Here is a 20,049-nt window from a genome sequence, read left to right as displayed (position 1 = left end):
ACGACACCGCGGCCAGGTGCCGTCCCCCCGTCGGGCCGAGCCTGACCGTCGCTCGTCGCGGGACCCTCCGGGCCCCACTCCTCACGACACCGCGGCCAGGTGCCGTCCCCCCGTCGGGCCGAGCCTGACCGTCGCTCGTCGCGGGACCCTCCGGGCCCCACTCCTCACGACACCGCGGCCAGGTGCCGTCCCCCCGTCGGGCCGAGCCTGACCGTCGCTCGTCGCGGGACCCTCCGGGCCCCACTCCTCACGACACCGCGGGAGGATCAGGGGATGACAGCGGACGGCGGCCTCGACCTGGTCGCGCTGGTGCGGGAGATCGTCGGCCGGAACACGGTGTCCGGCGGCGCCGCCGCCCAGCGCGACGTCCTCGGCATGCTCACCGACGTGCTGCGGCAGCGGGCCCCGCACCTGCGGGTGACCGAGGGCCGGGACCCCGACCACCCGTGGACGCTGCTGCGCACGCCGACCGACCCGGGGCGCCCGCAGCTGCTGCTGGCCTGCCACGTCGACACGGTCCCGGTGCCCGACCCGGGCGTCTGGCAGCGCAACCCGTTCGGCGCCGACCTCGACGAGGGCCGGGTGTGGGGCCGCGGCGGCAGCGACATGAAGGCCGGGGTGGTGGCCGCGGTGGCTGCGCTCGCCACCGCCGACCCGGAGACGCCGGTGGCGCTGCTGCTCACCAGCGACGAGGAGATCGGCTCGCTGGGCGCCGCCGCGGCAGCGGCCGCGGTGGCCGACCAGCCGGTCGGCGCGGTGATCGTCCCCGAGGCGACCGGCAACCAGGTCGTCCTCGGCCACAAGGGGGCGCTGTGGCTCGCCGTGCGCACCGCGGGGCGGGCCGCGCACGGCAGCACGCCCGAGCGCGGGCACAACGCCGTCCTCGACCTGGTCGCCGTCCTCGGCCGGGCCGGGGGCGCACTGCCACTGCGCACCGACCCCTTCCTCGGCACCGAGACGTGGAACCCCGGCGTCGTCACCGGCGGCACCGTGCCCAACGTCGTCCCCGACCGGGCCGAGGTGGTGGTGGACATGCGCACCGTCGCGGACGGCGGCGAGCTGTTGGGCTGGTGGCGGGAGCAGCCCGAGGTGGCCGACGTCGAGGTGCGGGTGGACCTGCCGCCGGTCGGCACGCCCGCGGACGACCCGTGGGTCGCCTCGCTGCCCGCCGCCGTCCTGCCCACCCCGGCGACCTACTTCACCGACGCGTCGGTCCTGGTCCGGGTCGTCGGCGGTGCCCCGATCGTGGTGTGGGGCCCGGGCACTCCCGCGGTGATGCATGCGGCGAACGAGTACGTGGAGGTCGCCGAGCTGGAGCAGGCCGCGGCCGCCTTCACCGACGTCGTCGCGCGCTGGAGGACCTGAGCCCTCAGCGGCCGGTGCTCTGCCGGACGACGAGGTCGGGTGGCAGAGCGATGCGCGTGGGCGGGCCGGCCTCGCGGCCCAGGGCGCGCTGCAGCAGGCGGACGGCCTCGGCCGCGATCTGCTCCTGCGGCTGGTGGATCGTCGTCAGGGGCGGCGCGGACAGTGCCGCGTAGGGGATGTCGTCGAACCCGGTGACGAGGACGTCACCGGGCACGTCCAGCCCGAGGTCGTGGCAGGCCTGCAGGACGCCGAACGCGATCAGGTCGTCGGCACAGACGACGGCGTCGGGACGGTGGGCGGAGCGCAGGATCCGTTCACCAGCGGTCCGTCCCCAGGCGATCGAGTACTCCCCCAGCAGCACCTGCCCGTCCTCGACGGCGATGCCCGCCCGGTCCGTGTGCTGCTGGAAGCCGGCCAGCCGCAGCTCGGTCGACGAGTTGGTGAGCTGCGAGCTCACGAACGCCGCCGACCGGACGTGCCGCCCGGCGAGGTGGTCGACGACCAGCCGCAGCGCCGTGTCGTCGTCCACGCCCACCCAGTCGCTGTCGACCCCGGTCACGTACCGGTCGACCTGGACCAGCGGCAGCTCGCGGGCGGCCCAGGCGACCGCCTCGGTGCTCTCGGTGCCGTGCACGGGGCTGATCACGATGCCGTCGACCTGCCGGGCCACGAGGCTGCGCAGCCGTTGGGCCTCCAGTGCCGGGTCGGAGCGGGACGAGCACAGGAAGAGCTGCTGGCCGGCGTCCTGGAGCGCGTGCTCCACGCTCTCGACCAGCGCGGTGAAGAACGGGTTGGCGATGCTGGGCACCACCATGCCGACCGTGTCGGTGCGGTTGCGGCGCAGCGCGCTCGCGATGCCGTTCCCGGAGTAGCCGAGGTCCGCGGCGGCGCGGCGGACGAGTTCGGCGACCTCGGGAGAGACCGGACGGGCGCCGGACAGCGCCCGGGACACCGTCGCGGTGGAGACACCCGCGCGGGCTGCGACGTCCCGGATGGTCGCCTTGGGCACCGGTTCCCTCTCTCGTCCGCCGACCGGACGCCTGCCTGCGATCCTGCCTCCCATCGGGGCCGGCCGCGCTCGGGACGCATCGGGCCCGGAACCGGGCGCAACGAGAATGTAATCGATTGCTCTTGACGAGCCCTGCGGGGGGACGGCTAGCGTCTCGCGTGTCGGCAAACGATTACATCGGAGGCTGCGTGTCCGCGCCGTTCGGGGTGTTCCCGCCCAAGCCCTCAGCGACGACCGCCCTGTTCGGGGACGGCAAGACGCTGATCGGCGCAGTGCACCTGCCGCCCCTGCCGGGCAGTCCGGCCTACCGGGGTCAGCCGGTCGGTGAGCTGTGCCGGTTCGCCGTCGAGGAGGCGCGGGCCTACGTCGCCAACGGCTTCGACTCCGTGATCGTCGAGAACCACGGCGACATCCCGTTCCTCAAGCCCGGCCAGCACGGGTACGAGGTCGCCGCGGCCATGGGCGTCGTCACGGCCGCGGTGGTGGCCGAGCTGGGGCCACGGGTCGGCGTCAGCATCCTGTCCAACGCGGGCGAGTGCTCGGTGGCCGCGGCGTGGGCCTCGGGTGCCGGATGGGTGCGGGTCAACCAGTGGGCCAACGCCTACGTGGCCAACGAGGGGATCATCGAGGGCCAGGCGGCCCGCACCACCCGCTACCGCCACGCCATCGGCGCCGACTCGGTCAAGGTCTTCGCCGACGTGCACGTCAAGCACGGGGCGCACGCGATCGTCGCCGACCGCACGCTGGCCGAGCAGACCGAGGACGCCGAGTTCTTCGACGCCGACGTCCTCATCGCGACCGGGTCCCGGACCGGGCACGCCACGTCGGTCGAGGAGGTCGTCGGCATCCGGGACCACACCCGGTTGCCGGTGGTCATCGGCAGCGGCATCGACCCCGGCAACGTCGGGCGGCTGCTCGCCGAGTGCGACGGGGCCATCGTCGCCTCCGCGGCGAAGGAGAACGGCCGGTGGTGGGGGCGGGTGGCGCCCGACCGGGTGCGCGCCGTGGCCCGGGCGGCGGGCCGGTGATCGTCTTCTGCGGCTACGCCAACCTCGACGTCGTCGCCCGCGTGCCCCGCCTGCCGCGCCCGGACGAGCGGGTGCACGCCACCGCGGTCGAGCACCTGCCCGGCGGGATGGCGGCGAACGCGGCGGTGGCCGCCGCCCGGGCCGGCGCCCGGGTGGCCTTCGCCGGTGTGGTCGGCGACGACCACCTCTCGGGGCGCTTCCTCGGCGAGCTCGAGGCCGAGGGCGTCGACACGAGCTGGACCGAGCGCACGGCGTTCCTGTCCACCGCCGTCGTCCTCGTCGACGCCCACGGCCGGCGCGCCGTGGTGAGCCAGGACGACGGACTCGGTCCCGCGCACGTCGCCGCGGCCGCCCGGCGGCTGGTCGCCGAGGGCGGCGGCCTCCTCTACCTCGACGGCTACCGCGCGTCGACGGTCGCGGCCGCGGCGACGGCCGGCCTGGTGCTCGCCGTCGACCTGGACGGCTGCGACGACCGGGACCAGGCCCTGGCCGCGCTGCACTGCGCCGACCACGTCGTCGTGGGACGCCGGCGGCTGGAGCGACTCCTCGGCCACCCGGGGTCGGACTGGGCGCAGCTGGCCCGCTCGGCGGGCAGCTGCCTCCTGGTCACCGACGGGGCGGACGGCTGGCAGCTGTTCGCGCCCGACGGCAGCACCGTCCCCGGCGCGGCGCTGCCCGTCGCGGTGGTCGACGACACCGGTGCCGGCGACTGTTTCGCAGGCACCTACCTGGCCGGGATCGACGGCGGGCTCCCGCCGGTCACCGCCGCGCGGCGGGCCGGTGTGGCCGCCAGCCTCTCGTGCACCGTCCGGGGAGCACGTGGCGCTCCCACTCCCGCCGACGTCGACGCCGTCCTGGCCGGCCCCGCCTGACCCAGCACCACGGAGAGGCACGTCCCGCACCCACCGTCCACCCTGGAGGACCCCGTGAAGCGCACCATCGCCCTGGCCGCCGGTACCGCTCTGCTCGCGCTGAGCGCCTGTGACAGCGCCCCGCCGTCGGCCGCCGACCCGACCGCGGCCGACGGCGGCGGCTCGGCCGCCTCGCTGCCCGAACCCAGCCTGCAGCCGACCGGCTGCGAGAACACCGACGAAATGGAGATCGGCCTGGTGACGATCAACCTCCAGGCACTGTTCTTCAACCAGATCAACGAGGCCGCCCAGGCGATGGCCGAGGAGTACGGCGTCGACCTGCAGATCATCAGCGGCAACAACGACTCGGTCACCCAGGCCAACGCGATCAACACCCTGGTCGCCGACGGCGTGGACGCGATCATCGTCGCGGCGATCGACACCGAGGGCATCAAGCCGGCGATCCGCGCCGCCGACGCTGCCGGGATCCCGGTGGTGGCCGTGGACGCGATCGTCGACGACCCGGCCGTCGACGCGCAGGTGGGGACGGCGAACGCCGAGGCCGGCGCGCTGATCGGCGAGCTGCTGCTCGAGGAGTCCGGCGGCGAGGGCGAGGTCGGCATCGTCAGCGCGCTCAACAGCACCATCCAGCTCGAGCGCCAGCGCGGTTTCGAGGAGGCCGTCACCGCCGGCGGGATGACCATCGGCACCGTGGTCGACGGCCGCAACATCCAGGAGGAGGCCCAGGCCGCGGCGGAGAACCTGCTCACCGGGAACCCCGACCTGCAGTACGTCTACGCGACCGGTGAGCCCGCGCTGATCGGTCTGGCCGCCGCCGTGCGCAGCCAGGACGCGCAGGACCGGATCACCGTCGTCGGCTGGGACCTCTCGGAGCCCGTGATCCCGGGCCTGGAGCAGGGCTGGATCGCCGGCGTCGTGCAGCAGAACACCTACGAGTTCGGCTACCAGGCGATGGCCGCGGCCATCGACCTGGCGTGCGGCAACCCGGTGCAGGAGGAGTACCCCGTGGAGACGCAGATCGTCACGCCGGAGAACTACGAGGACTACCTCTACTACCTGGAGGGCTGACCCGTGGCCGACCCGACCGGGGACCTCCTCGTCGAGCTCAGGGGGATCACCAAGTCCTACGGACCGGTGCAGTCGCTCCGGGGCGTCGACCTCACCCTGCGGCGCGGGGAGGTCCTCGGCCTCGTCGGCGACAACGGCGCCGGCAAGTCCACGCTCATGAAAATCCTCGCCGGCGCGGTCCAGCACGACGGCGGGGAGATCCGGGTGCACGGCCGCCCGAAGCGCTTCGCCAGCCCCTCGGCCGCCCAGGCCGAGAAGATCGGCATCGTCTACCAGGACCTGGCGCTGTGCGACACCCTCGACGTGGCCAGCAACCTCTTCCTGGGCCGCGAGCCGCATCGGGGCCCCTTCGTGGACAAGCGGCGGATGCACGCGCAGGCGGCCCGCATCCTGGCCGACCTGCACGTGAAGGTGTCCTCCACCCACCAGGAGATCGGCACGCTGTCCGGCGGGCAGCGGCAGACCGTCGCCATCGCCCGGGCCGTCTCCTTCGAGCCCGACGTGCTGATCCTCGACGAGCCGACCGCCGCGCTCGCGGTCGCCGAGGTCGAGTCGGTGCTGCGCCTGATCTCCGACGTGGCCGCCCGCGGCGTCGGCGTCATCCTCGTCACCCACCGGCTGCAGGACCTCTTCCGGGTCTGCGACCGGATCACCGTCATGTACGAGGGCGAGAGCGTGGACGACGTCCCGATCGGCGACCTGGACATCGAGAAGCTCGTGGCCCTCATCACCCGCTCCCAACCCGAGCAGGAGGCGTCCGCATGACCGCGACCACTGCACCCCCGACGTCCGAGGCCACCACCCGACTCGCCCGGCAGCAGTCCTGGTGGCAACGGGCCAACAAGGCCACGCTCGTCATGGCCGGTGTCACGCTGGTGGTCTGCGTCTTCTTCGGGATCGCCTCGGACACCTTCCTGACCTTCGCCAACATCTCCAACCTCGCCACGCAGGTCGCCCCGGTGCTCATCGTCGGCGTCGCGATGACCTTCGTGATCACGGCGGGCCAGATCGATCTCTCGGTCGGCTCGATCATCGCCTTCGTCTCCGCGATGTCCGCCCAGCTGCTGGCCGCCGGGTGGGACTCCTCCCTGGTGCTCCTGGCCGGCCTGCTCATGGGGGCCGGCTGGGGGTTGGTCAACGGATGGTTCACCGCCTACGCGGGCATCCCGGCCTTCATCGTCACCCTGGCGACCCTCTCGGTCATCCGCGGCATCGCGCTCTACTCCACGGAGGGGTTCTCCGTGCCGATCGAGTTCAGCACGTTCTTCGCCCGGCTCGGGACGGCCGACTGGCTCGGCTTCTCCAGCAGCGCCTGGGTCGCCGTCCTGACCGTCGTGGCCGGCCTCGTCGTGCTGCACCGGGTCCGCTTCGGGCAGTACGTCATCGGGATCGGCGCGGCCGAGGAGTCGGTCCGCCGTGCGGGCGTCAACGTCCGGCGGGTGAAGATGCTGACGCTGGTGCTCTCCGGCCTGGCCGCCGGGATCGCCGGGATGCTGGTCGCCGCGCGCCTCGGCTCCGGCTCGGCGAACTCCGCCCAGGGGTTCGAGCTGACCGTGATCGCCGCGGTCGTGCTGGGCGGCACCAGCCTCTTCGGTGGGCGCGGCACCGTGGTCGGCACCCTGATCGGCGCCGTCCTCATCAGCGTCATCGCCAACGGGCTGACGCTGATCGGCGTCAGCCCGTTCCTGACGCCCATCATCACCGGCGCGGTGCTCCTGGTGGTCATCTGGGTCAACCTGCGCAGCGCCGGCATCGCCTACTCGCTGCGGAAGCTCACGAGCCGGGCATGACGGCGGTCCGGACGGTGCTCGGCGCCGTCGACTCCGCCGACCTCGGCCTGGTCCTCCCGCACGAGCACCTGGCGAACGACGTCACCAGCGCCGTCCGGACGGCGGACGACCCGGCGGTCGCGGCCCTGCTGGACGCGCCCGTCACGGCCGACCTCGCCTGGCTGTTGACCGACCACCCGTACGAGAACGCCGACAACTGCCGGCTGGACGACGACGACGCGATGGCCGCCGACCTGGCCCTGTTCGCCGCCGTCGGCGGCCGGACGGTGGTCGACCTGACCCCGCCCGGGCTGGGCCGGGCACCGGAGCGGCTGGTCGCGCTGTCCCGCGCCACGGGCGTGCAGGTGGTGATGGGCTCCGGCTGGTACCTGCAGGCCACCCACCCACCGGAGCTCGCGGGGACGCCGGCCGACGTGCTGGCCGCCGCCCTCGTCGACGAGTTCGCGACCGGTCACGAGCTGCGGCCCGGCGTGATCGGGGAGATCGGGGTCTCGCCGGCGTTCACCGACGACGAGCGCACGGCCCTGCGCGCGGCGTGCCGGGCCCAGCGGGAGGTCCGCGTGCCGCTGTTCGTGCACCTGCCCGGCTGGCAGCGCCGCGCGCACGAGGTGCTCGACGTCGTGGTCGACGACGAGGGCGTGGACCCGGGAGCGGTCGTCCTCTGCCACATGGACCCCTCGGGCGGCGACCCGGCCTACCAGCGGTCGGTCGCCGAGCGGGGGGTCGCGCTGGAGTTCGACATGGTGGGCATGCCCTTCTCCTTCGCCGGCGAGGGGCAGTCCCCGTCGCCCGGCGAGACCGCCACCGCCGTTGCCGCGCTGGTCGAGGCCGGGCACGCCGACCGTCTGCTGCTCTCGCACGACCTCTTCCTCAAGGCCATGCTGCGCCGCTTCGGCGGCAACGGGCTCGCCTACGTCCCGGTCGTCTTCGCCGACCGCCTGCGCCGGGCCGGCCTGGACGCCGGACTGGTGGCCTCCCTCATGACCGACAACCCGCGCCGGCTCTTCGAGCGCGCGGCCGCCGGTCGCTGATCACTCACCCGGCCCATCCCACCCTCACCTGACCCACCCACTCACCACCGAAGGACGGTGACCCGCCGCCATGGCGCGCATCCTGATCGCCGGCGAGAGCTGGATGACGACCTCCACCCACGTGAAGGGCGTCGACGAGTTCTCCGTCCACTCCTACGTGGAGGGGGTGGGGCCGCTGCGCGATGCCCTGACCGGTTCCGGCCACGAGGTGGTGCACCTGCCGGCGCACCTGGTGCCGACCGACTTCCCGGAGGACGCCGGCGCGCTGTCGGCTCACGACGTCGTGGTGCTCTCCGACATCGGCGCCAACTCGATCCAGCTCGCCCCCGGCGTCTTCGAACGGTCGGTGCCGGGGAAGGACCGGTTGCGTGTGCTGGCGGAGTGGGTGTCCGACGGTGGGGCGCTGCTGATGATCGGGGGCTACCTGTCCTTCAGCGGTTTCCAGGCTCGAGCGGCCTTCCGGCAGACCGCGATCGCCGAGGTCCTGCCGGTGACCATGCTCGCCGAGGACGACCGGGTCGAGTGCCCCGCGGGCATCCACCCCTCGGTCCTGCAGGCCGACCACCCCGCCCTCGGTGGAGCCGGCACCGAGTGGCCGCTGCTGCTCGGCTACAACCGGGTCGTGGCCAAGGACGGCGCCGAGGTGCCGGTCCGCGCCGGCGAGGACCCGCTGCTCGTCGTCGGCACGTACGGGGCGGGGCGGGTCGCCGCGTTCACGTCGGACTGCTCGCCGCACTGGGCGCCCCCCGCCTTCTGCGAGGACTGGCCGGGGTACGCCCGGCTCTTCGACGGGCTGACCCGCTGGCTGGTCCGGGCGTGACCGAGCCCGCGAGGTCACGGATGGACGGAGCAGCGGGGCGCACGGCGACGACGAGCGCCCACGAGGAGGGGACGTGAGCCGGCGTTCCGCCGCGCTGGTCGACCGCCAGGCCGCCGTCCTGGCCGCGGCCTGCGGCTGCCGCTTCGTGCGGGAGGCGACCGAGGGCACGCTGTCCGCCGACGACTTCGCGCGCTATCTGCTGGTCGAGGAGGCGTTCGTGTTCACCGCCTCTCGCGTGCTGGGCCGGGTGGTGTGGGAGTCCGCCTCGTGGGACGACCTCCTGCCGCACGCCCGGTCGCTGACGAACCTGGTCACCGACCAGCGCGCGTACTTCACGGCGCTGCGCGGCCGGTGGCCGCTCGTGATCGGTGAGGAGGGCTCCGTGCTCGACCGCGCGGCAGTGCTGTCAGCGACGGTCCTGTCCCAGGTGACCGACGGCGGACGCCCGGCCGCGGTGACCGGGATGCTGGCCGCGGAGACCATGTACGCCCGCTGGTGCACGGCCGCGGCTGCGGCGCCGGCCGAGGTCGCTCGCCGGCGGCACCCGGACCTGCAGGCCTGGATCGACCTGCACACGGGCGCGGATTTCCTGACCCAGGTGACCGCGCTCGAGCGCGACGTCGACGTCCTGTCACCGCAGGACGTCCCCGACTCCGACCTGGACCGCTGGTTCGGTGCGGTGCTGCGCGCGGAGATCGCCTTCCACGACGCCGTCCACGGCTGAAGAAGGACCACCCTTCCCCCCACGCCTCGCATGCTCGGCGCGGGCCCCTGAAGGGTGGCCGTTGCAGTCCGTCACCAGGCTTGCGGCGGGACCCTGCAGGGCGGGCGAGCCCGGCCGCTCAGCGCCGCCGGGCGGCCTTGTCGGCGTACATGGCGTCGTCGGCCTCGCGCACCAGGACCCCGAACGCGCGCTCGGGGTCGGTGCCGCCGTGCACCATGCCGATCCCGATGCTCATGTGCAGGGAGATGGTGATGCCCCCCGCCAGCCGCAGCGGCTCGGTGGCGGTGCTCCGCAGTCGCTCGGCCAGCGCCTCGGCGTCGGCGCGCCCGCTGTTCTCGCAGACGATGCTGAACTCGTCGCCGCCGACCCGGGCCGCGGTGTCGCTGGCCCGCAGCACCGAGGTGAGCCGTCCGGCGAAGGCGACCAGCACCTCGTCGCCGACCGGGTGGCCGTAGACGTCGTTGATCTGCTTGAAGCCGTCGAGGTCGATGCCGAGCAGGCAGGTCGCCGTCCGCTCCCGGTGCCCGCGGGTCAGGGCGTGCCGCAACCGGTCGGCGAAGAGGATCCGGTTGGGCAGGCCGGTGAGCGGGTCGTGCAGCGACCGGTGCACCAGCGCGGCCTCCAGGCTCTTGCGCTCGGTGATGTCCTCGATGATCGCCACCACGTGCGGCGGGTCACCGCCCGGCGTGGCGTCCACCCAGGACGAGGTGACCTGCGTGGGGACGACGCTGCCGTCCTGCCGGACCAGCCGGGTCTCGTGCCGCATCACCCGGTGCCGCTCCATCAACTCGCTGTACGCCTCGGCGGTGGCGGGGCTGTCGTCGGGGTGGACGAAGTCGAGCATCTGACGGCCGTGCAGCTCCTCGGGCGTCCTGCCGAGCAGCGCGGCCAGCGTCGGGTTCGCGGCCACCACCACGCCGGCGGGCGTGGCGAGCAGGATGCCCATGGGCGCGTTCGCGAAGACGCTCCGACGATCGGCGAGGGGCAGCCCGTCCGCAGCGTCCACCACGGCTCACCTCCGCTCCGGACATCCTGCTCCGGTTGGGAGGTGCCCGGACTCGTTCCACGTGGAACCTGGCGCCGGGGCAGGATGGCACGTGATCGGACGAGGAGGGCCCGTGAACGAGTTCGACCTGGTGCTGCCCGCGGCCGTGGACGTCCGCGAGGTGGGGATGCGCGACGGCCTGCAGCTCGAGGCGCCGGTACCGCTGGACGGCAAGCTGGCGATGCTGGAGGCGCTCGTGGCCACCGGCGTCCGCCGGATCGAGGTGACCTCCTTCGTCTCCCCGCGGGCGGTGCCCGCGCTCGCCGATGCCGATCAGGTCGCCGCCGAGCTGCACCGCTTCGACGGCGTGCACTTCTCCGCCCTGGTGGCCAACGCCCGCGGTGCGACCCGCGCCGTGGACGCCGGGGTCGCCGACCTGGAGTACGTTGTCTCCGCCTCCGACGGGCACAGCCGGGCCAACGCGGGGCGCTCCACCGCCGAGGCGGTCGGGGCGGTGGGCGAGATCGCGGAGCTGGCCCACGGCGCCGGTGGCTCGCTGGAGGTGGTCATCGCCACCGCGTGGGACTGCCCTTTCGACGGCCGGACACCGATCCCCCGGACCGTGGACGTCGCCCGCGCCGCGGTCACCGGCGGCGCCGACCGGCTGTGCCTGGGCGACACGATCGGCACGACCACCCCGCTGCGGGTGGTGCAGCTGCTCGACGCCGTCCGCCGGACGTGCCCCGGGGTCGAGGTCGGGGTGCACTTCCACGACACCCGCGGGACCGGCCAGGCCAACGCGCTGGCCGCCGTCCAGGCGGGAGTCACCCAGCTGGACTCCTCGGTCGGCGGGCTCGGCGGCTGCCCGTTCGCCCCCGGCGCGAGCGGCAACATCGCCACCGAGGAGCTGGTCTACATGCTCGAGGAGTCCGGCGTGCGCACCGGCCTGGACCTCGAGGCCGTCCTCGCCGCCGCCCGGGTCACCGAGGACGCCGTGGGGCACGCGCTGCCCAGCTCGCTGTACCGGGCCGGCGGCCGCTCGGTGCCCCGGCCCGTGCCCATGGCATGAGCCGGCCGCAGCCGGGACCCGACGGCGAAGTCGTCGACCCGCGGACGATGCGCGAGGTTCTGGGCCACTTCGCCTCCGGCGTCACCGTGGTGACCGCGCAGGCCGACGAGGGGCCGATCGGGTTCACCTGCCAGTCGTTCAGCTCGCTGTCGCTGGACCCGCCGCTCGTCGTGATCGCGCCGGCCCGCACCTCCGGCACCTGGCCGCGGCTGCGCGCGCTCGGTCGGTTCTGCGTGAACGTGCTCGCCGAGGACCAGACCGCCCTGTCGGTGACCTTCGCCCGCTCCGGGGTCGACAAATTCGCCGGCGTGCCGTGGCGGCCGAGCCGGTTCGGCCAGCCGGTGCTGGAGGACGTCGTGGCCTGGATCGACTGCGAGCTGTGGGCGGAGTACGACGGCGGCGACCACACGCTCGTCGCCGCCCGCGTGCTGGACCTCGGGGACGACCCCGGGCGGCGGCCGCTGCTGTTCCACCGCGGGGTCTACGGGCTCCTGGAGAGCCCCCCGGGCTGATCGATCCGAGGAGCGGGGGCCCGGAGGGTCCTCCGGCCGGGACACGGGTGGCGGCTCGACGCCTCCCGGGAACGGCACCTGGTCGCGGTGCGGTCCGGTAGGACCGCGGTGTCACGTGTGGGCCGGAGCTCGGCGGGAACCCCTCCGGCGGGAGACACCGTCCCGACCGGAGGGAGACGATCGCCATGGGACTGCTCGACCGGCTCTTCGGCCGCCGCCGATCCGGTGGTGGCCAGGAATACGACCGGGGGTACGCGGGCCAGGGACATGCGCCGCAGTACGGCGGCTCTCAGCCGCCGCCCCCACCGCCGCCGGCGCAGGGCGGGGCGCCCACCGACCAGCAGGCGGTCGAGCGCTACCGCTACCTGCTGCGCACCGCACCGCCGGACAAGATCGAGGAGGCGCACGCGGAGGCGTTCGCCCAGCTGACCCCGCAGCAGCGGCAGGAGGTGCTGGTGCAGCTGGCCGCCGCGGTGCCCTCGTCGGAGCGGCCTCGCGCGGACGACCCGCGCTCCCTGGCCCGCGCCGCCACCCGCGCCGAGGTGCGCCAGCCGGGCACGCTGGAGCGGGCCTTCGGCGGCTACGGGCCCGGCGGCAGCGGCCCCGGCTTCGGCAGCATGGTGGGCGCCAGTCTGCTCGGCACCGTCGGCGGCCTGGTGGTGGGGACGGCGGTCGCCGACGCGCTCTTCGACAGCGGACTCGGCGACCAGGGGCTCCTGGGCGGTGGGGACGAGGAGGCCTACGCGCAGGGCTACGAGGACGCCGGCGGCGGTGATCCCGGTGGGGACTTCGCCGGCGGCGCCGACGCGGGCGGCGGCTTCGGTGGGGACTTCGGTGGGGACTTCGGCGGCGGGGAGTTCTGAGCAGCCGGCGCGACGTGCTCATCGGGCTCGGCCTGGTCGCCTCGGGACACCGCTGGGGTGCCCGGCATGCGCCACAGCCCCGATCACGACCTGATGCCGCTGCGCGATCCGGACCTGACCACCCGCCAGGTCGGCTCGAGGATCTGCGATCGGAACGACGCGCTGGTTGACTCATCGCATGGTCGCACCACTGCCGGAGCCGGAGCCGAACATCGACCCGGACGAGCCGGTGCCCAACGATCCGGCTGAGCTGCTTCCCGACGCACCGGAGCCACTCCCGCCCGCGCCGATCGAGTCGACACCTGACGATCCCGGCGGCGACACCGGCGGCGTGCCCGAGCCCGCCTGATCCGCGCATCGGCAGTGGCCGGTCGGCGGGCCTCCGCGCCCGCTCGCCGGTCCCTGTACGAGCCCGCTCTCCGTCTGCGTCCCCCACGAGGGCCTGGGACTCGTGGGGGCCTGGGACTCGTGAGCCTGGGACTCGTGGAGTCGAGGACGGCAGAGATCGGCACGGCCGGGAACGCCCCTCAGCGGGGCGCGACTCGCTGCTGTCGGCGCAGCCACAGCAGGCCGGCCACCGGCAGCACCAGCGGGATGAACAGGTAACCCCGGCCGTAGGCCGACCACACCGTCTCGTCGGGGAAGGACGCCGGGTCCGCCAACGACAGCGTGCCCACGACGAGGACGCCGACCAGTTCGACGATGATCGCGGCCAGTGCGGTCCGGCGCCCGTCGCGGGCCAGCGCCACGGTGGCGACCACGTAGACGGCTGCGGCGAGGGCGGAGAGCAGGTAGGCGACCGGCGCCTCGGCGAAGCGGGTCGAGAGCTGGACGACGGCCCGGGCGCCGGCGGCGAGGGCGAACACGCCGTACACGGCGACCAGCACCCGGCCGGGGCCTCCCGCGCTCGCCTGTCCCGCCATCGGCCGTTCCGCCGTGTGTCGGTCCCCCGTAGGCTCAGCCACCCGTCGCCTCCCACAGCTCCTGCAGCCGCCACACCATGACGCCGACCGCCGCGGCGGCCACGGCCAGCACGGTGCCCGCCCAGCGGGTCGGCTCGGTGCGGGCCCACAGCCCTCCGGCGACCGGCAGCAGCACGATGCCGGCCAGGTAGCCGAGGAACGTCGGGGTGTCGGCGAGGCGCTCCCCGCGGACCAGCAGGACGACGGCGAGCACCGCCTGGACCAGCAGCAACGCCTCCAGCAGCGCCGTCCCCCACAGGTGCAGCAGACCGATCCGCCGCCGGGCGAGCGTCGAGGCGAGACCGGCCAGCGCGAGCAGGGCGGAGACGACCGTCACCGCGACCACCAGCACGAGGTTCACCGGGCGGACCCCGTGGCGGTGGCGTCGGACACGGGTGCCATCCTCCCGCGCAGGGGGGACGTCTCGGTCAGCGCCCTGTTCGCCGAGCACCTCGACGCCGTGACGGAACAGCCGGTGCGGCTCCGGGCGCGGGTGACCCTGCTGCACAGCTTCGACGTCGCCGAGCCGACGACGCGGAGGACGGTGGCCGCGCTGCCGGGCCGGCCGGCCGACGCGCCTACGTGGCCGTGGTGACGTGCCAGGGCGCCGACTACGTGCTGCTCGACCACACCCTCTCGGCACGGTGATGCCTCATCCGTCAGGTGTGCCGATGCACCGGATGTGCATCGGCGATCCGGCGCTGCAGCACGACTTCCGGGAGGCCCGTCACGGAACTCGACCGGATCGGTGGCCGACTGCGTCGCCGCCTGGGCAGTTCCCGTCGCTCCCGCGCCTCCTGGGCCAGCTGGCGCGCGGCGATCACCGAGGCCGGCTCGCTGCCCGGTCCCCCACGACGGTCCCGGCCGCTCATGTCAGCCGGGTGGTCATCGGCAGGCGGGCACGCACGGCCACCCCGGTGACCGCGACGGCCAGCAGCGGGACGGCGAGGGCGACCGCGCCGAGGACCGTCCACGGGACGACGACCACCGGCTGCACGCCGGCGCCGAAGTCCTGGCTGGTCAACGGGAAGGCGACGGCGATGCCCGGCCCCAGCCCCACCAGCACGCCCAACAACGCCCCACCACCCCCGACGACGGCCGCGGCGGCCATCGCCATCCGCCGCCGCGTACCGGGTGCGGCGCCGACCGCGGCGAGGGTGGCCAGGTCGGGACGGGCGTCGGTGAGAGCGAGGCCGGTCGCGGTGAGCGTGGCGACGAGGACCAGCGCCCCGCCCAGCAGCACCAGGAGCAGGCGCCCGATGGCCAGGTCGTCGGTCCAGCCCCGTTCGACGTAGACCCACAGGCCGGTGGAGAGTGCGCCGACCGTCTCGCTCAGCCGCTGCTCCTCCGCGGCGGTCACGGGCGCGTCCGGACCGCCCACCAACAGCTGCACCGTCTGCACCGGCACGGGCAGGTCCGCGGCCACCGACGGCGGCACGGCGACCAGCGTCGGCAGCGTCACCATCCCACCCTGCGGCAGAGCGAACTCCGTCGCCGGGAGCGTCAGTTGGGCGAGCACGTCCGGGACGCCGGCGCCCTGGTCGTGCTCGGCGACCACGAGGGTCACCTCGCCCTGCGCGTCGAGGGCGCCGCTCCCGACGACGGCGACCTCGCCGCGGTCGAGGGCGGCGGCCACGCCGTCGGCCAGCCCGGCGGGGAACAGTGCGCGGACGGCAGACCCGTCGACGACGGCGACCGAATCCCCGCTGGTCAGCGTGATCGTGGAGGTGGGTCCGTATTGGGGGAACCAGGAGCACTCCCCCACGTCGCCGGTGCACCCCGCGCGGAGCAGGGACAGCCCGGCGGACGCGCCGTCGAGCTCGCGTAGGGCCTGGATGCGGCCGACGGGGCGTCCCGGCAGCTGTTCGGCGACGACGGCCTGGACGTCGTCCCACGTGCCGGCGTCGGCGTCCCCGGCGACCATCGCCGCCCCCATCGGCGCCTGCGGCACGTAGTCACGCTGGGACTGGGCACTGTCGCTGGCGCTGCCGATGGCCAGCGCCGTCACCCCGGCGACGGTCGCCGCCACCGCCGCCACGGCCGGAGCCGTCCGGCCGCGGTTGCGGGTCGCATCGCGGACGGCGAGCCGCCCGGCCACGGGCAGCCAGCGGGCCGCCGGCGCGAGCAGCCCGACCAGCCACGGCGTGGCGACGACCGCGCCGGCGACCAGCAGCACCGCACCGGCGGCGACCCCGAACTCGCTGCCCTGCGCACCGAATGCCACCAGGACGGCGCCCGCCCCGGCCAGCAGCAGACCGACGACCGGCGACCGCCACGACGTGCGCACCTGGCCGCGGCGCCCGGCCAGCGCGTCGGCCACGTCGGTGCGGGCGGCCTGCCGCGCCGGGAACCAGGCCGCGGCCAGGCCGGCTCCCATCCCCACGGCGACGGTCGGTCCCACGTGCGTCCACGGCACGTCGAAGGGCCCGAACGGCACGTCCCACCGGGCGGCGACCAGCGGGACGGCCGCCGCGCTCAGCCCCACGCCGAGCGCGGCACCGGCCAGCGCCGCCCCACCCCCGAGCACGATCCCGCTGCCGAGGACGACGCGGCGCAGGTCGGCCGGGGCGCCGCCGGCGACGGCCACGAGGGCGAGGTCGCGCCGCTGCCGGCGCACGCCCACGGCGAAGGCGGGGCCGGCGAGCAGCACCACCTCGAGCAGGACCGAGGCCACGACGAGCGCCAGCACGGCGGTCGCCGCAGCTCCGCCACCCGTCGCGACGAAGGTGTCGGGCGGCAGCCAGGCCTCCTGCGGCGGCGGGTCGAGCACGACCTCGCGGGAGAGCGCCACGAGTCCCTGGCGATTGAGCTCCTGTACCGCCGGCCAGTCCAGCCCGCCGGGCACGGTGGCGTAGAAGACGGCGTGCGACTCGCCGAGCAGGTCCGCCGCGTCGAGCGGCAGGACGACGAGCGGTCCGGGCAGCTGCGGCAGCCGGGCGATGCCGACCACCTGCACCGGGACGTCGTCCCGCGTGACGAGCAGCTCGTCGCCCACCGACACGCCCCGGGCGGCGACGGCCGGGCTGACCGCCACCTCGCCCTCGGCGGCGGGGAACCGCCCGGCGACGAGGTCGGCGGCACCGGCCCGGACCGGGTCGGCCAGGTCGTCGGCCCATCCGGACACGGTCGCGTAGCCGTTCCCGGTGCGGTAGGCGATCTCCCCCTCGCGGGCCTCCACCACGCGCGAGCCGGCCGGGAGCGCGGTGGCGACCTCGGTGCGGGTCCACGGCTCGTCCCCGCCGGCCTGGCCGGGGTCGTACACGGCACCGTGCACCGGGTCGGCGGTCACCGGTCCGCGGGACTCCCCGGTGATGCGGACGTCGGCCGCACCCAGCGTCCGCGGCAGCGCCTCGACCGGCGTGACGTCGCGGGTGGCGAACAGGGTGGCCGCGGCGACGACCGCGGTGATCGGCAGCCCCACCATGGCCACGACCAGCAGGGTGCGGACCCGGTGGCGCAGCGCCTCGCGGCGAGCGATGCGCAGGGCCGGCCGCCACCGGACGGCCCAGGCCCTCATGCCGACCCGCCGGCGGCGAGCAGCGACTCGGCACCGGCGACCGGGCCGCTCTGGTCGACGACGACGCCGTCGCGGAGGAAGACCACCCGATCGGCCCAGGCCGCGTGCCGGGGCTCGTGGGTGACCAGGACGCCGGCCGCGCCGGCCTCGCAGCGGGCGCGCAGCACCTGCAGCACCTCTTCGCCGGTGGTGGAGTCCAGGGCCCCGGTGGGTTCGTCGGCCAGCAGCAGCCGGCGCGGGCCGACCAGGGCGCGGGCGATGGCGACACGCTGCTGCTGGCCCCCGGACATCTCGTCGGGGAAGCGGTCGGCCAGGTCGGCCACGCCCACCTCCGCCAGCGCCGCCACGGCCTCCTGCCGCACCTGCCGGCGGCGCACGCCGTCCAGCTCCCGCGGCAGGGCGACGTTCTCGACCGCCGAGAGCGCCGGCAGCAGGTTGAGGTCCTGGAAGACGTAGCCGATGCTGCGCCGGCGGACGGCGGCGGTCGCGGCCGGGGAGAGCCCGGCCAGGTCGACGCCCTCGACGAGCACCTGCCCGGACGTCGGGGTGTCCAGCCCGCCGGCGGCGTGCAGCAGGGTGGACTTGCCCGAGCCGGACGGTCCCATGACGGCGACCAGCTCACCGGCGTGCACGGCGAGGTCGACGCCGCGCAGCGCGCGCACCGTCGTCCCGCCCTGCATGTGCTCGCGGGTCACGTCCGAGAGCAGCAGCACCGGCGCGCTCACCGCCGTCCCCCCGTCGCCGACGGGGTGTCGGCCGCCGGGGCGGACGACGGGGTCCCGGCCTGCCGCCGCCGGGCCGCGGCGCGGGCGACCCGGGCCTCGCAGTGGTCGAGCCAGCGGATCTCCGCCTCGGCCCGGAAGACCAGCGCGTCGAGCACCAGCGACCACGCCAGCTCGCCGGCGTCGCCGTCGGCGCGCGTCTTGAGCCGGGTGTACTCCTGCAGCGAGGTCATCGTGGCGCTCCGCTGGGTCTGCACGACCGCGGTCACGTCGACCCCGGGGGTGGTGACCGCCAGCGCGAGCTTGATCGAGAGCTCGTCCCGGCCGCTGCGGCTGCTCACCGGTGAGGCGAACCAGGTGTGCAGCTCGCGCCGCCCGTCCTCGGTCAGCCGGTAGGCGATGCGCCCCTCGGCGTCCGGCTCGCCCTCGGCAGCCACGAGGCCGTCGCGCTCGAGCCGGTCCAGCGTCGAGTACACCTGCCCGACGTTCAGCGGCCAGGTCGCCCCCGTCGCCGCGTCGAACTCCGCCCTCAGCTGGTAGCCGTGGCTCGGACCGCGCTCGAGGAGCGCCAGCAGACCGTGTCGGATGGACATGGGTACGGAGTATGCATACCGGGTATGGCTGCCGTCCATGGCCGGTGCGGCGTGTCCGGGACGCTGGGGTCCAGCGGCGCGCGGCCCGGGCGGCGCCTCGCCGGATTTCGCGTCGAGGAGTCATCAGGATCCTCGAACGCCGCAGGCGCGTGGCGGCGGCGCAGGCGTCGACGATCGTCGGGCGAGACGTCGGCACGAGCAGCGCAGACGGACGCCGGGTGGGTCATCAGGCGGTGAGCCGGGTCCGGGACCAGTTCACCGCCAAATGCCGGCCGTCGGGGTGGACACCGCGGCGAGGCCGGAGCGTTCGAGGGGGTGATCGAAGTCTTGACAGGCAGGCTGCGCATGTCCGTGGTGATCACTGTCCGCGGGTAGCGGCTGTTGCCGTCGCCGGTGACCGACGCACCGGAGATGTCCGCGGACGAGGAGAGCAGGCAAGTCCTTGAGCGTGGCGTCGCCGACCTCGGTGCCACGATCTGCGGGCGGACGACCTACAACGACTCGATCCGGTGGTGGGGCGCCGACGGCCGCTCCGGCCCTGCGCGCAGGCCATTGTTTGTGGTCTCTCACGAGGCGCCCGAGCGAAAGTCCGGCCAACGGGGTGTACACCTTCGTCACCGGCGGGATAGAGGCCGCGCTCGACCAGGCCCGCGCCGCGGCCGGAGATGGCGTGGTTGCGGTGACGGGTGGCGCAAATCTTGCACAGCAGTACCTGCAGGCGGGGCTGGCCGATGAGATTTCCCTTCACCTGGCGCCGATCCTACTCGGCAGCGGGACGCGATTGTTCGACGATCTCAGTGAGGTGACCGACCTCGAACCTATTGAGGTCCTGCCCGGTCGTGGCGCCGTGCACCTGCGATACCGGATCGAGGCGATCTGAGGCAGGTCTGGCTGGGGGCCCGCCAAAGGCTCAGGGCCGACCCAGGCAGCGTGACTTGCGCCGTCATGACCGGCGCAGGATCGAGCAGCGGTGATCCGGCGCGGCCGGGTCTCAATGCCACGTAGCTTAAGTTGATCATGCTGCCCGGGGTTGGAGTGCGCGGATGGTGACCGTGGGCGGTCCGGAGTGGCGGATGCTGCGCTCGCCTGGCTTCTTGACGCGGTAGCTGTTGTGGCGGG

At 74.6% G+C, this 20,049-nt stretch carries 22 protein-coding genes; 15 read left to right on the top strand and 7 right to left on the bottom strand.

Annotation, left to right across the window (positions count from 1 at the left end; all coding sequences use genetic code 11):
• Nucleotides 1-273 precede the first annotated feature (273 nt).
• Complete coding sequence (locus E4P41_RS17475) at nt 274-1,365, top strand: M20/M25/M40 family metallo-hydrolase (RefSeq protein WP_135142537.1); 1,092 nt, start codon at nt 274-276, stop codon at nt 1,363-1,365.
• Nucleotides 1,366-1,369: 4 nt separating this feature from the next.
• Here the strand turns inward: E4P41_RS17475 and E4P41_RS17470 are convergent, their stop codons facing one another.
• Nucleotides 1,370-2,374 (bottom strand): LacI family DNA-binding transcriptional regulator, encoded by a 1,005-nt coding sequence (locus E4P41_RS17470; RefSeq protein ID WP_135142536.1) that lies wholly within the window; start codon nt 2,372-2,374, stop codon nt 1,370-1,372.
• Nucleotides 2,375-2,562: 188 nt separating this feature from the next.
• Between E4P41_RS17470 and E4P41_RS17465 the strand changes: the two genes are divergently transcribed.
• From E4P41_RS17465 to E4P41_RS17430, 8 genes are all read left to right on the top strand, one after another.
• Complete coding sequence (locus tag E4P41_RS17465; protein WP_135142535.1) at nt 2,563-3,402, top strand: BtpA/SgcQ family protein; 840 nt, start codon at nt 2,563-2,565, stop codon at nt 3,400-3,402.
• On the top strand, nt 3,342-4,274 hold the full coding sequence (locus E4P41_RS17460; RefSeq protein WP_209307776.1) for a carbohydrate kinase family protein: 933 nt from the start codon (nt 3,342-3,344) through the stop codon (nt 4,272-4,274). Before E4P41_RS17465 ends, E4P41_RS17460 begins: the two co-directional genes overlap by 61 nt.
• Nucleotides 4,275-4,328: 54 nt before the next feature.
• Nucleotides 4,329-5,342 carry a substrate-binding domain-containing protein gene (locus E4P41_RS17455; protein ID WP_135142533.1) on the top strand — a complete coding sequence of 338 codons (1,014 nt, stop codon included), beginning with the start codon at nt 4,329-4,331 and terminating at the stop codon, nt 5,340-5,342.
• Nucleotides 5,343-5,345: 3 nt separating this feature from the next.
• Nucleotides 5,346-6,107 (top strand): ATP-binding cassette domain-containing protein, encoded by a 762-nt coding sequence (locus E4P41_RS17450; protein ID WP_135142532.1) that lies wholly within the window; start codon nt 5,346-5,348, stop codon nt 6,105-6,107.
• A complete protein-coding gene (locus E4P41_RS17445; RefSeq protein ID WP_135142531.1) occupies nt 6,104-7,132 on the top strand; it encodes an ABC transporter permease in 1,029 nt (342 codons plus the stop codon). Before E4P41_RS17450 ends, E4P41_RS17445 begins: the two co-directional genes overlap by 4 nt.
• Nucleotides 7,129-8,163 (top strand): phosphotriesterase, encoded by a 1,035-nt coding sequence (locus E4P41_RS17440; protein WP_135142530.1) that lies wholly within the window; start codon nt 7,129-7,131, stop codon nt 8,161-8,163. The genes E4P41_RS17445 and E4P41_RS17440 overlap by 4 nt, the downstream gene beginning before the upstream one ends.
• Nucleotides 8,164-8,233: 70 nt before the next feature.
• Complete coding sequence (locus E4P41_RS17435) at nt 8,234-8,983, top strand: glutamine amidotransferase (protein WP_135142529.1); 750 nt, start codon at nt 8,234-8,236, stop codon at nt 8,981-8,983.
• A 73-nt stretch (nt 8,984-9,056) separates the two neighbouring features.
• A complete protein-coding gene (locus E4P41_RS17430; RefSeq protein ID WP_135142528.1) occupies nt 9,057-9,707 on the top strand; it encodes a TenA family protein in 651 nt (216 codons plus the stop codon).
• 118 nt (nt 9,708-9,825) lie between these two features.
• Here the strand turns inward: E4P41_RS17430 and E4P41_RS17425 are convergent, their stop codons facing one another.
• Nucleotides 9,826-10,716, bottom strand: a complete 891-nt coding sequence (locus E4P41_RS17425) for a diguanylate cyclase (protein WP_135142527.1) — start codon at nt 10,714-10,716, stop codon at nt 9,826-9,828.
• Between the two features lie 109 nt (nt 10,717-10,825).
• Here E4P41_RS17425 and E4P41_RS17420 point away from each other — a divergent pair, with 109 nt between their 5' ends.
• The 4 genes from E4P41_RS17420 (at nt 10,826) to E4P41_RS22285 (ending at nt 13,485) form a co-directional block, all read left to right on the top strand.
• A complete protein-coding gene (locus E4P41_RS17420; protein ID WP_135142526.1) occupies nt 10,826-11,761 on the top strand; it encodes a hydroxymethylglutaryl-CoA lyase in 936 nt (311 codons plus the stop codon).
• The gene (locus tag E4P41_RS17415) at nt 11,758-12,273 is read left to right on the top strand and encodes a flavin reductase family protein (RefSeq protein WP_135142525.1); all 516 of its coding nucleotides are present in this window, start codon (nt 11,758-11,760) and stop codon (nt 12,271-12,273) included. Before E4P41_RS17420 ends, E4P41_RS17415 begins: the two co-directional genes overlap by 4 nt.
• A gap of 185 nt (nt 12,274-12,458) precedes the next feature.
• Nucleotides 12,459-13,136: a hypothetical protein gene (locus tag E4P41_RS17410; protein ID WP_135142524.1), complete on the top strand. Its 678-nt coding sequence runs from the start codon at nt 12,459-12,461 to the stop codon at nt 13,134-13,136.
• Nucleotides 13,137-13,314: 178 nt separating this feature from the next.
• A complete protein-coding gene (locus E4P41_RS22285; protein WP_167761146.1) occupies nt 13,315-13,485 on the top strand; it encodes a hypothetical protein in 171 nt (56 codons plus the stop codon).
• A 178-nt stretch (nt 13,486-13,663) separates the two neighbouring features.
• Here E4P41_RS22285 and E4P41_RS17405 read toward each other — a convergent pair whose 3' ends face one another.
• On the bottom strand, nt 13,664-14,023 hold the full coding sequence (locus E4P41_RS17405) for a hypothetical protein (RefSeq protein WP_245177445.1): 360 nt from the start codon (nt 14,021-14,023) through the stop codon (nt 13,664-13,666).
• A 70-nt stretch (nt 14,024-14,093) separates the two neighbouring features.
• Nucleotides 14,094-14,459: a hypothetical protein gene (locus tag E4P41_RS17400; RefSeq protein WP_135142522.1), complete on the bottom strand. Its 366-nt coding sequence runs from the start codon at nt 14,457-14,459 to the stop codon at nt 14,094-14,096.
• A gap of 18 nt (nt 14,460-14,477) precedes the next feature.
• On the opposite strand from E4P41_RS17400, the gene E4P41_RS17395 reads away from it, so the two are divergent.
• A complete protein-coding gene (locus tag E4P41_RS17395) occupies nt 14,478-14,693 on the top strand; it encodes a hypothetical protein (protein ID WP_135142521.1) in 216 nt (71 codons plus the stop codon).
• A 273-nt stretch (nt 14,694-14,966) separates the two neighbouring features.
• On the opposite strand, the gene E4P41_RS17390 is transcribed toward E4P41_RS17395, so the two are convergent.
• Genes E4P41_RS17390 through E4P41_RS17380 form a run of 3 tightly spaced genes read right to left on the bottom strand, consistent with a single transcriptional unit; the run spans nt 14,967 to nt 18,930 of the window.
• Nucleotides 14,967-17,615, bottom strand: coding sequence for an FtsX-like permease family protein (locus tag E4P41_RS17390; protein WP_135142520.1), 2,649 nt, complete (start codon nt 17,613-17,615; stop codon nt 14,967-14,969).
• Entirely contained in the window at nt 17,612-18,340 is a 729-nt protein-coding gene (locus E4P41_RS17385) for an ABC transporter ATP-binding protein (protein WP_245177444.1), read from the bottom strand. The genes E4P41_RS17390 and E4P41_RS17385 overlap by 4 nt, the downstream gene beginning before the upstream one ends.
• The gene (locus tag E4P41_RS17380) at nt 18,337-18,930 is read right to left on the bottom strand and encodes a PadR family transcriptional regulator (protein WP_135142519.1); all 594 of its coding nucleotides are present in this window, start codon (nt 18,928-18,930) and stop codon (nt 18,337-18,339) included. Before E4P41_RS17380 ends, E4P41_RS17385 begins: the two co-directional genes overlap by 4 nt.
• A 601-nt stretch (nt 18,931-19,531) precedes the next feature.
• Between E4P41_RS17380 and E4P41_RS22765 the strand changes: the two genes are divergently transcribed.
• Complete coding sequence (locus E4P41_RS22765) at nt 19,532-19,810, top strand: dihydrofolate reductase family protein (RefSeq protein ID WP_209307775.1); 279 nt, start codon at nt 19,532-19,534, stop codon at nt 19,808-19,810.
• Nucleotides 19,811-20,049 lie beyond the last annotated feature (239 nt).

This window comes from Geodermatophilus sp. DF01-2 (genome assembly GCF_004571065.1).
Taxonomy (GTDB): Bacteria; Actinomycetota; Actinomycetes; order Mycobacteriales; family Geodermatophilaceae; genus Geodermatophilus.
This window is presented reverse-complemented; position numbering and strand designations above follow the sequence as displayed.